This window comes from Pseudomonas sp. GW821-FHT05H12 (assembly GCF_059419385.1).
Genome location: NZ_JBWKRS010000072.1, coordinates 1 through 11,093 on the forward strand (window position 1 = coordinate 1; position 11,093 = coordinate 11,093).

General features: G+C 62.8%; 10 protein-coding genes. 8 read left to right on the plus strand and 2 right to left on the minus strand.

Annotated features, from left to right (window positions below):
- Positions 1-104 precede the first annotated feature (104 nt).
- Positions 105-1,466 (minus strand): MocR-like pyridoxine biosynthesis transcription factor PdxR, encoded by a 1,362-nt coding sequence (gene pdxR / locus AC07SU_RS30370; RefSeq protein ID WP_494999209.1) that lies wholly within the window; start codon positions 1,464-1,466, stop codon positions 105-107.
- Positions 1,467-1,599: 133 nt separating this feature from the next.
- Here pdxR and AC07SU_RS30375 point away from each other — a divergent pair, with 133 nt between their 5' ends.
- From AC07SU_RS30375 to AC07SU_RS30395, 5 genes are all read left to right on the plus strand, one after another.
- Positions 1,600-2,076 (plus strand): carboxymuconolactone decarboxylase family protein, encoded by a 477-nt coding sequence (locus tag AC07SU_RS30375; protein WP_494999201.1) that lies wholly within the window; start codon positions 1,600-1,602, stop codon positions 2,074-2,076.
- Positions 2,069-2,509 (plus strand): GNAT family N-acetyltransferase, encoded by a 441-nt coding sequence (locus tag AC07SU_RS30380; RefSeq protein WP_494999202.1) that lies wholly within the window; start codon positions 2,069-2,071, stop codon positions 2,507-2,509. Before AC07SU_RS30375 ends, AC07SU_RS30380 begins: the two co-directional genes overlap by 8 nt.
- Positions 2,506-3,099, plus strand: coding sequence for an FMN-dependent NADH-azoreductase (locus AC07SU_RS30385; RefSeq protein WP_494999203.1), 594 nt, complete (start codon positions 2,506-2,508; stop codon positions 3,097-3,099). Before AC07SU_RS30380 ends, AC07SU_RS30385 begins: the two co-directional genes overlap by 4 nt.
- Positions 3,100-3,158: 59 nt before the next feature.
- Entirely contained in the window at positions 3,159-4,310 is a 1,152-nt protein-coding gene (locus AC07SU_RS30390) for a MalY/PatB family protein (RefSeq protein ID WP_494999204.1), read from the plus strand.
- Positions 4,311-4,397: 87 nt separating this feature from the next.
- Positions 4,398-7,745, plus strand: a complete 3,348-nt coding sequence (locus AC07SU_RS30395) for a hypothetical protein (protein ID WP_494999205.1) — start codon at positions 4,398-4,400, stop codon at positions 7,743-7,745.
- 137 nt (positions 7,746-7,882) lie between these two features.
- Here AC07SU_RS30395 and AC07SU_RS30400 read toward each other — a convergent pair whose 3' ends face one another.
- Complete coding sequence (locus AC07SU_RS30400) at positions 7,883-8,098, minus strand: TOBE domain-containing protein (protein WP_003173733.1); 216 nt, start codon at positions 8,096-8,098, stop codon at positions 7,883-7,885.
- Between the two features lie 333 nt (positions 8,099-8,431).
- On the opposite strand from AC07SU_RS30400, the gene AC07SU_RS30405 reads away from it, so the two are divergent.
- Genes AC07SU_RS30405 through AC07SU_RS30415 form a run of 3 tightly spaced genes read left to right on the plus strand, consistent with a single transcriptional unit; the run spans position 8,432 to position 10,939 of the window.
- Complete coding sequence (locus AC07SU_RS30405; protein WP_494999206.1) at positions 8,432-9,388, plus strand: aliphatic sulfonate ABC transporter substrate-binding protein; 957 nt, start codon at positions 8,432-8,434, stop codon at positions 9,386-9,388.
- Positions 9,389-9,398: 10 nt separating this feature from the next.
- Positions 9,399-10,226 carry an ABC transporter permease gene (locus AC07SU_RS30410; RefSeq protein ID WP_494999207.1) on the plus strand — a complete coding sequence of 276 codons (828 nt, stop codon included), beginning with the start codon at positions 9,399-9,401 and terminating at the stop codon, positions 10,224-10,226.
- On the plus strand, positions 10,223-10,939 hold the full coding sequence (locus tag AC07SU_RS30415; protein ID WP_494999208.1) for an ABC transporter ATP-binding protein: 717 nt from the start codon (positions 10,223-10,225) through the stop codon (positions 10,937-10,939). The genes AC07SU_RS30410 and AC07SU_RS30415 overlap by 4 nt, the downstream gene beginning before the upstream one ends.
- Positions 10,940-11,093 lie beyond the last annotated feature (154 nt).

Here is an 11,093-nt window from a genome sequence, read left to right on the forward strand (position 1 = left end):
GTGTTGGGGCAAGAGCCCTTTTGGTTACTTTTGGCTGGGCCGGCATTCCGGGCTCTTTTCCAAAAGTGACCCGCCGTAAGGGCGGAACCATAAGTAGCCATCACCTAAATTCCGGATATAACCCCCTTCAAAACCAACACAACCGCCACCGCCTCCCCAGCCGTACACAAATTGGTAAACCCCATCAACACCCCCTGCCCACCCCCAGCCTCCAGCGTCCACCCCGACAACGCCTGCACCCCCAACCCCATCTCACCCGCTGCCCGGGCCACCACCGCATCGGGCACGTCCACCAACAACCGCGCCAGCAAGTTAATCCCGCCGGCCTGCTCATCCACCCGCAGAAACTCCGCGCAATGCGCCTGCAACGCCGCCACCAACCACCCCCGCCGCTGCGCATACAACTGACGCATCTTCTTCAAATGCCGCGTGAAATGCCCCTGCTCCAAAAAGTCCGCCGCCGTCAGCTGCAGCAATTGCGCACTGCGCTGCTGCAACACCCGGGCGCTGCGCTCAAAGGGCTCGACCAACGCCACCGGCACCACCAGGTAGCCAAGGCGCAACCCCGGAAACAGCATCTTGCTGAAGCTGCCCGCATAGATCACCCGATCATCGGCATCCTGACTCTTGAGCGCCGCCAGCGGCTGGCCGCGATAGCGGAACTCACTGTCGTAGTCGTCCTCCACCACCCAACTGCCCTGCTCCCGCGCCCAGCCAAGCAAGGCCTGACGCCGCGCCGGGCTCAGCGCTACGCCCAGGGGACTCTGATGCGCCGGTGTGACAATCGCCAGCCGCGCCTGAAGCTCACGCTGCATACCCTGCTCAACATCCAGCCCGTCTTGATCCACGGGCACCGGCACCAGCTCTACGCCCTTGTGCTGCAGCAACTGCCGCGCATGCAGATACCCCGGGTCTTCGAACCAGCAACGCTGCCCCGCCATCTCCAACGCATCGCACAATAACGCCAAGCCCCCCGAATACCCCGCACACACAAACACCTGGGAAGGCGCGCACTCCACGCCCCGGTACAGCGCCAGGTAGCTGGCGATCGCCACGCGCAGGGCCTGCACGCCACACACATCGCCCATGGCCAGGCTGTCGGCGTCGGTGCGGCGCACTTGCTGGGTGACCAGCCGCGCCCAGAGTTTGCGCGGGAAGGCATCCAGTGCCGGCAGGCCCATTTGCAGGGGGCGCGGGCCGCAGGTGACAGGGGCCGGCACCGGCACGGGTTTTAACGCCAACTGCGCCAGCGATTCGGCAACCACCGTGCCCGCCTGCCCACGGGCTTCAAAAAAACCTTCACTGACCAGCAACTGGTACGCCGTTTCCACCGTGCCCCGCGCCACCTTGAGTTCCTGGGCCAATGCGCGCACCGACGGCACGCGCTCGCCGGGGCGCAGTTGGCCCTGGTCGATGGCCAGGCGAAAACGCCGGTAGATTTCCTGGTACTTGGGCAGTGACGACATCGCAATCGGGCTCGGCGGGAAGACAAGGCGAAGTCTGATCATGTCCCAACCCACTTGTCCAATCATGCCCCTGTCGAGCGCGGCAGCGGCCGCCGAAAATGGCGCACCCCCTGACGAACACAAGGATCGCACCATGAAACACCGCCTCGATTACGCCCTGGCCGCCCCTGCCGGCTACAAAGCCCTGGGTTCAGTACACAGCTATGTCCACGGCTGCGGCCTGGAAAAAGAACTGATCGACCTGGTGTACCTGCGCGTCTCGCAGCTCAACGGCTGCGCCTACTGCCTGGACTCCCACTCCCGCGACCTGCTCAAGCTGGGCGTGAGCCTGGAAAAAATCATGCTGCTGGCGGCCTGGCGCGAGGGTTTGCCGCTGTACACCCCACGTGAGCAAGCCGCCTTGGCCTGGGCCGAGACGGTCACCCAAGTGGCGCAGACCCAGATCCCCGATGCCGACTACGCCGAGGCCACGGCAGTGTTCAGCGAAAAGGAAATCGCCGACCTGACCCTGGCGATTGCCCTGATGAATGCCCTGAACCGCGTCGCCATCAGCTTTCGCAAAGTGCCGGCGGCGATCAAGGCGCACCTGGAGAACCTCGACCATGAATGAGCACGTCGAATTCACCCCCATGGAAACCGAAGCCGACTGCCTCGCCAGCTTTGCCGTGATGCAGCAGCTGCGCCCGCACCTCACGGATGCGCCAGCGTTTGCCCGGCAAGTCCAGCGCCAGCGGCAGAACGGCTACCACCTGTTGGCCGCCTGCGAGAACGGCAAGGTCATCGGCCTGATCGGCTACCGGCACACCGAGAACACCCTGTATGGCCACTTCATCTACGTGGATGACCTGGTGGTAGACGCCGCGCTGCAACGCCGTCGCCTGGGGGAACAGTTGCTCGACCGCGTGCGCGAAGAAACCCGCGCCCTGGGTTATCGCTACCTGGTCCTGGACACCGGCATGCACATGGCCCTGGCCCAGCGTTTCTACTTCCGCCAGGGCTTGTTGCCCAAGGGCATGCATTTTTCCCAGGACCTGAGCCAATGACCCGCGCCCTGCTCCTCAGTTTCAGCCCCCACGGCAAGGCCGCGCACACCTTCAAGCTGGCCCGGGCCTTCTTAAAGGACCTGGTGCCGGGGGCTGAGGTCATCGAGCGCGACTATGGCGGCCAGGCGCTGCCACCGCTGACCCGCGAGTACGCCAATGCCTTGACCAACGCGGGCGGGCTGAGTGGAAACGCCACGGCCTTGTCGGAGCAGTTGATCGTTGAACTGGAAACCTGCGACCTGCTGATCCTGTGCACTCCGGTGCACAATTTCACCGTGCCGGCCGCGCTCAAGGCCTGGATCGACCATGTGGTGCGTATCCAGCGCAGTTTCACGGTCAATGAACAGTTTGAAAAAGTCGGCCTGCTGGACGACCGGCGCACCTTCGTGCTGGTCAGTTCCGGCAATTCGCGCAAGGGCCATGAGCCGGACTTTCTCACCCCCTACATGGCCGCCATCCTCGCCACGGTGGGGATCCGCAGCGTGGAGTTCGTCTACCTGGGCGCCATGGTGCGGGGTGAAGACGCGGTCAAACGGGCCGTCGAGCAGGCCCATCGGCAACTGTCGGAGGCAATCAGCACTGGCCTATAAAATTAATGGCGCTAGAATCGGCGCCATTCTTTGCCCGCCTCCCTGACACGAGCCTCTCCATGAGCTTTGATTTCGACACGATCCACCCTCGCCTCGGCACCGGCAGCACCAAGTGGAACCGTTACCCGCAAGACGTTTTGCCGATGTGGATCGCCGACATGGACATCGCCGCGCCACCCGCCATCCTGAAGGCGTTGCACGCGCGCCTCGACCAGCAAGTGCTGGGCTACAGCGTGGCCGGCCCGGATGTGCGCGACGCCATCGTCGCAGACCTGTGGGCCAAGTACGCCTGGCGCGTGTTGCCCGAAGAGCTGTTGTTCCTGCCCGGCGTAGAGCCGGGTTTCAACATGGCCTTGCATGCCTTTGTGCAACCTGGCCAACCGGTGGTGCTGCAAACCCCCAACTACCGCCCGATCCGCCTGGCGCCCAGCCACTGGAACCTGCCGCGTATCGAAGTGCCGTTCGAGCTGATCGACGGCGAATACCACACCCCGCTGCCTGCAATGCGCGAAGCCCTCAAGGGCGCCGGCGCGCTGCTGCTGAGCAACCCGCACAACCCCATGGGCAAGGTCTTCCCCCGCGAAGAGCTGCAAGCCGTGGCCGACGCGTGCCTGGAAAACGGCGCACTGATCATCAGTGATGAAATCCACGCCGAGCTGTGCTTCGACGGCCGTCGCCACATCCCTACTGCCAGCCTCAGCCCGGAAATCGCCCAGCGCACCATCACCCTGATGTCGGCGAGCAAGGCCTACAACGTGGCCGGCCTGAAGACCTGTTTCGCCGTGGTGCAGAACGCTGACATTCGCGAGCGCTTCAACAACGCACGCTGCGGCATGGTCGACAGCGTCAGCCCCCTGGGCCTGGAAGCCACCCGCGCCGCCTACAGCCAGTGCGGCGAGTGGCTGGATGCGCTGGTGCAGTACCTGCAAGCCAACCGCGACTACCTGTTGAACGCCGTGCAAACCCGTTTGCCGGGCGTGGTGATGCACGCACCACAAGGCACCTACCTCGCCTGGCTCGATTGCAGCGCCCTGGGCCTGGACGATCCGCAGCAGTTCTTCCTCGAACAGGGCAAGGTCGGCTTGAGCGCCGGTATCGAGTTCGGTGATGACAGCCAGCAGTTCGTGCGCCTGAACTTCGGTTGCCCGCGGTCGATGCTGGAGGAAGGCCTGCAACGCATGGAGCAGGCGCTGCGCCACCGCCAGGCCTAATTCACAACTTTTCGCAACGAGTGCCCAACCCCTGCTGTTACTGTTTTTACCGCTACGTCCCACCGGTAACAGTAGGAGTTCCATGGCATGACGACACAGCCCCTCGATCGTACGTCCGACCCCAAAGCCCTTCCCCGCACGCCGCCCAAGTCCGGCGCAGCGTTCCATGTGCTGCTCAAGAACAGCGCCAACAAGAAGGTCGAGGCCCAGGACAAGACGCCGTCAGGGCTGGATGCCAGCAAGCAGCAAGGCTATGAACTGGCTGCCAAGGACGCCACACCGCCGCCGGCCCTCGCCGACTACAAGGCCATCGGCCCACCCGACGAGGTCGGCCCCGGGCTGATCCGCTATGAAACCCAGGATGGCAAGAAAGTCATCGTCAGCGAGCACGACAGCCCGGACCTGTTCAAGCAGGTCAGCGAAGACTTCAAGGCACTCTCCGGCGTGGTCGCCAGCCAGAATGCCGGCTATCAAAGCCTTAGCGGCGACGCCACGGCCCCGGAAAAACTCGCCGACTACAAATCCCTAGGCCCACCGGATGAAACCGGCCCGGGCGTGATCCGCTACGAGACCCAGGACGGCAGCAAGTTCGTCGTCAGCCAGCGCGACAACCCCGAAGCGTTCCAGAAAGCCAAGAACGACTACGAAAGCTTCATGGGCCTCTCCAGCAGTGAAGACGCCGGCTACAAGCGTGCCAGCGACAACGAAGTGTGGCCGCCCTACGCCGGCACCACCGTCGGCCCTGAAGATGAAGTGGGCCCGGGCCTGATCCGCTTTGAAAGCAACGGCCAGAAAATGGTCGTGGCCCGCGACGACAACCCCAAGCTGTTCGACTACCTGGCCGGCCTGCACGAGGTCTACACCCACCCGGACAAAAAAGCCGTGGTCGAAGGCGAACTCAACAACGGCGCGGTGCTCGCCGATGCCAACACCCCGATTCCAGGGCTGAACGACTACAAGACCTTCAGCTGGAACAACGATCAGAAAGACAGCATCCTCACCTACGAACTGCACGACGGCACCAAGGTGGTGGTGTCGTCCGACGTCAGCCCCGAGCTGTTCAAGAACGTCGCGACCGCCCATGACACGTGGGACAAGATCCACACCAGCGAAGACGCCGGCTACAAGCTGGCTGGGCCGAATGACTTCCTGAAAAACACCGACATCACCTTCGGCTCCCCGGATGAACTGGGTGACGGCCTGATCCGCTATGAAACCAGCGAAGGCAAGGTCATCGTGTCCAAGGAGCTGAGCCCGCAGCTCTACGACGACGTCAAGGCCAAGTGGGACGCCTTCAGCGCCGGCGCGGTGGACGACACCCGCAGCAAGCACAACCTGCCCAAGGCCGGCGACCTCGACGTGCTGAACATGGACACCGGCGTGCACGCCGATGAAAAGGACGACAAGTCGCCGACCCTCAGCGTCAGCGAACTGGCCACCACCCAGTTGATCGACACCTACCGCGCCGGCGTCAAGGACGGCTCGATTCCCAAGGACGATCCTCGAGCCAAGCTGGTCCGCGCCCTGGAAGCCCAGGCCGCCTACCAGAACGGCCATGGCATCACTGGCTATGAAGAAGCGCGACGCCCGTTCAACACCACCTGGCGTGAGTTCGATGACAAGCAGACCGAGCTGACCTCGGCCGACATGCACGACATCATCGACGGCAAGGCCGTGCAGCAACAGATTGGCGAGCTGTTCAAAGACCCGACCGTGCAGGCCGACTACAAGTCGAAGATGGACGACGCCATCAACAAACTGCCGAACAAGGACGAGATCAAGCAGAAGCTGCTGGACCTCACCGCCAACCCGGACTACGTGCTGTACCTCAAGGACCTGCAAGACCAGGGCAAGACCTCCGAGGCACAAAAGGACCTCAGCGACACCCTCACCTCGTTGTCGCTGTTCGACCCGGAAGCTGCAAGCAAAGCTGCGCAGAACATCCAGGCCGACGGCTTGACCACCGACCTCAATGCGATCCTCTCGGACCCGAGCAAGATCTCCGACGAGAACAAGGAACTGGCAACCAAGGACCTGTTCGGCCTGCTCAAGGGCGTGCTCAAGGGCACGTTGCTCGACCTGCCGCGCCGCTCCCAGGAAACCCTGGAGAAATTCCTCAACGAAGGCCTGGAAGGCAAGGAAAAATCCTCCGCCGTCACCAAGGCCCTGGAAGAACTCGGCGAGGTCTACAAGAACAACGGCGTGATCAGCGAAGCCGACCTCAAGACCGCGCTGAGCAAGCCCTATATCCCGGTGGCTGATCGCGGCATGCTCGGCGAGGTGTTCCACACCCTCAACAGCAAGGGCATTCTCGGCTCCCTGGGCGCGGGCGTGACCATGTTCTCGGCGATTTACCAACTGGTGGGCAAAGGCGGCAAGCTGGGTGAAACCCCGGCCCAGCGCATGACCATCGCCAAGGACTTCCTCAGCTTCGCCGGTGGCTCCAGCCACTTTGTGCGCCTGGGCGACAAGATCGGCGAAACCCTGGGCAAAGGCGGCCTGGTGGACTTCCTTGGGCTGGACAAGACCCTGCCGGAAATCTGGGGCAAGACCGGCCTGCAGGAGCCGAACTTCGAGTTCCGCACCAGCGAGTTGCCCACCGAGGTCAAGAACAAGATCGCTACCGCTCTCGACGCCGTGCCCGACAGCCAATACGACGGCATTTCCAAGCTGTTCGGCGAGGGCGACAAAGCCGTCACCGAGGCCACCGAAGGCCTGGCCACTCACCTGGACGACGGCCTGGCCGCCGCGGGCGCGGCCAAGCTGGGCGCGTCCAAGTCAGCCAAGATTGCCGGTTCGGTGATCAAGGTGCTCGGCCCGGCGACGGACATCGCCGGGGGGTTTGCCGATATCGTGCTGGGCGCCCTGGCGATCAAGAGCGGTGTCGACAGCAAAGACCCATTGGCCCAGGCGGCCGGTGGCCTGCAAGTGGCGGGCGGTGCATTCGGCGCCTCGGCCGGGGTACTGGGCGCCGCCGCACTGTTTGGCGCAGGCACGGCGGCGGCGCTGACCGGGCCGTTGTTCCTGGTGGGTGTGGTACTGGCGGTGGTGGGCGGGATCATCGGCTACTTTGTCGACCACAACAAAAAGCAGAAGGCCACCGAGAAGGAAAACGACTGGTACCGCGACCTGGCCGGCGACGGTCTGTTGCAGGACAACTGGGCTGACAAGGTCGAGTACGCCCACTACGAAATCCACCACTACGGCGGCCGCGATACACCGACCGACGACAGTATCTTTCGCTTCCAGCAATCGGAATGGGAACACTTCGACGAAACGCCACAAAAAGGTGGCTCGTCGAGCAATCGGCTGGATGGCGACTTGCACAAGCACTACGAAGACCCGAACACGCCGCCCAAGCAACTGCCGTCGGACGCCCCGCCGGAGAAACCGCAACCCCATCCACCGGGAGGCAGCGGCGCGAAAATCATCTGACCACCTGACAGACTGATACACCCTAATGTGGGAGCTGGCTTGCCTGCGATGACGGAGTCACTGTCGACATTTTTGTCGGCAGGTACATCGCTATCGCAGGCAAGCCAGCTCCCACATTGGGTTTTGGATATTGGGGTTTACAACTTGGCGATGGAGACTTCAGTCGACTTCACAAAGGCAATCACTTCACTGCCCACCTTCAATTCCAGGTCACGCACCGAGCGGGTGGTGATCACCGAGGTCACGATACCGGACGCGGTCTGCACGTCGATCTCAGACACCACTTCCCCCAGCAGGATTTCCTTGATCACGCCCTTGAACTGGTTGCGCACGTTGATCGCTTTGATGGTCATGTCGGCTTTCCTTTTGGCTGTTGGGTCAATCCGCACGAATGCGCAGGCCCTCAAAATGCGCCAACACAGAAGACATTAAAAGGAATATATAACTCTTTATTTATTCCACAAAGCTATATGCAAACTGTTTGCCTGCCAACAGCGGATCAACACTCTGCCCTCTTCCATCACAGCATCTACCGTGTAAAACCCCGCAAATGCGCCTCCGGGCGAGCTGGCACAGAGACTGCATATTCCTATAAAGCATGATGGAACATGCCGATTCAGTTTTCTGAATATAAGAAAAAGCCTTCTCTCAACGCCTTGTTCGCTTATGTAGCCCGGAGCTGTTCCATGACCCTCTTCACCACACGTTTACTCGGCGCGTGCGCCTTCGCCTTGTGCCTTCAACCCCAAGCATTTGCCGCGGAAACCGACCCCGCGCAAGTCAACCTGGATTACGCCTACTACTCACCGGTGAGCCTGGTGCTCAAGCATTTCGGCTGGCTGGAGCAGGCACTGCCGCAGAGCAAAGTCGGCTGGGTACTGAGCCAGGGCAGCAACCGCTCGCTGGAGTACCTGAACAGCGGTGGCGTGGACTTCGCCTCGTCGGCCAGCCTGTCGGCGGTGTTGAGCCGCGCCAATGGCAGCCCGATCAAATCGGTGTACGTCTACAGCCGCGCCGAATGGACCGCGCTGGTGGTGCGCAAGGACTCGCCATTCAAGAGCGTCACCGACCTCAAGGGCAAGAAAATCGCCGCCACCAAGGGCACCGACCCGTACCTGTTCACCCTGCGCAGCCTGCAAAAAGCTGGGCTGAAAAAAGACGATGTGGAGCTGGTGCACCTGCAACACCCGGACGGCCGCACCGCGCTGGAGAAAGGTGACGTGGACGCCTGGGCCGGCCTCGACCCGCACATGGCCGCCAGCGAAATCCAGGCCGGTTCGCGCCTGCTGTACCGCAACAAGGACTTCAACAGCTACGGCGTGGTCAGCGTCACCGAGAAGTACGCCAAGGAGCACCCGCAGACCATCACCAAGGTACTCGGTGCCTATGAAAAAGCTCGCGACTGGGCGGTGAAACACCCGGATGAATTCGCCAAGTTACTCGCCGACGAGTCCGGCCTGCCGCTGGAAGTGGCCAAGCTGCAATTGTCGCGTACCGACCTGAGCACGCCCTTCCTGAGCAGCAAGGATGTGGTGGCGTCCAAGGCGGCTGCACCGATTTTGGTGTCCGAAGAGTTGGTGCGCAAAGGCGTGAATGTGGACCAGGTGATCGACCAGTTGATCGACACCTCGTTCGGCCACTGAGGAACGCACCATGACAGGCAAAACCCAAGCACTGCCCCTTGCCGCGCCGGTAGTGATTAACCGCAGCGCGTGGCCGCGCCGCCTCAAGGGGCTGGTGTTGCCGGTGCTGATCCTACTGGTGCTGGAGGTGGTGGTGCGTGTGGGTTGGCTGCCGTCGTACCAGATGCCTGCGCCCAGCGAGATTGCGGCAACCCTCACCGACCTCGCCGAAGGCGCCTTGTGGAAACACATCAGCGCCAGCCTGTTGCGGGTGCTGCTGGGCTTTGCCATCGGCGCCGGGCTGGCCCTTGTGTTTGCCGCCTGGGTCGGCCTGAGCCGCGAGGCCGAAGCCTACCTGGAACCGACCTTCGCCGGGCTGCGCTCGATCCCGAGCCTGGCCTGGGTACCGTTGTTGCTGCTGTGGCTGGGCATCGATGAAACCTCCAAGATCGTACTGATCGCGATTGGCGCGTTTTTCCCGGTGTACCTCAACGGCGTGGCGGCGATCCGCGACATCGACCGCAAGCTGGTGGAGGTCGGGCAGATGTACGGTTTCAGCAGGCGCCGGCTGGTACGGCGAATCCTGTTGCCCGCCGCCCTGCCCGGTCTGTTTACCGGGTTGCGCAGTGGCTTGAGCCTGGCGTGGATGTTCCTGGTGGCCGCCGAGTTGATCGCCGCCACCAAGGGCCTGGGGTATTTGCTCAGTGACGGACGGGAAACCTCACGGCCAGACATCGTACTGGCAGCCATCATCGTGTTGGCGGTACTCGGCAAGATCACCGACGGCCTGTTGGCGGCGCTGGAAAAACGCTGCCTGGCGTGGCGCGACACCTTCAATGGCCAAGGAGCGGAGCAATGAGCAGCCAACCGTTGTTGCAGATCCATGTTCAACGCAAAAGCTTCGCCACCACCACCGTGCTCAAGGAGGTGCGCCTGGCCTTGCAACCGCGTGAGGCCGTCAGCCTGCTGGGTCCCAGTGGGTGCGGCAAAAGCACACTGCTGCGGATCGTGGCCGGGTTGGAGCAGGACTATCAAGGTGAGCTACGCAGCCCTGAGGGCGAGGTCGCTTTCGTGTTCCAGGAACCCCGGCTGATGCCTTGGCTCACGGTGGAACAGAACATCGGTTTCAGCGATGACGACCGTTATGACAAAGCCTGGGTCACGCAATTGATCGAAGAAGTCGGCCTCAAGGGCTTCGCCCAGGCCCTGCCCAAGGCGTTGTCCGGCGGCATGGCGCAGCGCGTGGCCATCGCGCGCGGCTTGTATTCGCGCCCGCAGGTGTTGCTGCTGGATGAGCCGTTCAGTGCGGTGGATGCCTTCACCCGCATGAAACTGCAGGACTTGCTGCTGCAACTGGCGGCGCACCATGCCATCGCGTTGTTGCTGGTGACCCATGATGTGGATGAGGCGCTGTATTTAAGTGATCGGGTATTGGTGATGGACAACCGGCCGAGCAGTATTCGTCAGGAACTCGCGGTGGATTTACCGCACCCGCGTGACCGGCGTGATCCGTTGCTGGCCCAGCTCAAGGCGTTGTCCTTGACCGAGCTGCAACGCGCCCACGTCATCTGACCCGATTCTTGCCGGCGTTAGCGATTTCACTAACGCTGCACTCTGTAGGAGCCCGGGGGGGGGGGGGGGGGGGGGGGGGGGGGGGGGGGGGGGGGGGGGGGGGGGGGGGGGGGGGGGTGGGTAGTGTGGGGGGTGGGGGGGGGGGGGGGGGGGG

What these genes read in the sequence shown, in the direction of transcription:
- pdxR (WP_494999209.1), bottom strand. Translation starts at nt 1,466, where the DNA reads ATGTCGTCACTGCCCAAGTACCAGGAAATCTACCGGCGTTTTCGCCTG.
- AC07SU_RS30375 (WP_494999201.1), top strand. Translation starts at nt 1,600, where the DNA reads ATGAAACACCGCCTCGATTACGCCCTGGCCGCCCCTGCCGGCTACAAA.
- AC07SU_RS30380 (WP_494999202.1), top strand. Translation starts at nt 2,069, where the DNA reads ATGAATGAGCACGTCGAATTCACCCCCATGGAAACCGAAGCCGACTGC.
- AC07SU_RS30385 (WP_494999203.1), top strand. Translation starts at nt 2,506, where the DNA reads ATGACCCGCGCCCTGCTCCTCAGTTTCAGCCCCCACGGCAAGGCCGCG.
- AC07SU_RS30390 (WP_494999204.1), top strand. Translation starts at nt 3,159, where the DNA reads ATGAGCTTTGATTTCGACACGATCCACCCTCGCCTCGGCACCGGCAGC.
- AC07SU_RS30395 (WP_494999205.1), top strand. Translation starts at nt 4,398, where the DNA reads ATGACGACACAGCCCCTCGATCGTACGTCCGACCCCAAAGCCCTTCCC.
- AC07SU_RS30400 (WP_003173733.1), bottom strand. Translation starts at nt 8,098, where the DNA reads ATGACCATCAAAGCGATCAACGTGCGCAACCAGTTCAAGGGCGTGATC.
- AC07SU_RS30405 (WP_494999206.1), top strand. Translation starts at nt 8,432, where the DNA reads ATGACCCTCTTCACCACACGTTTACTCGGCGCGTGCGCCTTCGCCTTG.
- AC07SU_RS30410 (WP_494999207.1), top strand. Translation starts at nt 9,399, where the DNA reads ATGACAGGCAAAACCCAAGCACTGCCCCTTGCCGCGCCGGTAGTGATT.
- AC07SU_RS30415 (WP_494999208.1), top strand. Translation starts at nt 10,223, where the DNA reads ATGAGCAGCCAACCGTTGTTGCAGATCCATGTTCAACGCAAAAGCTTC.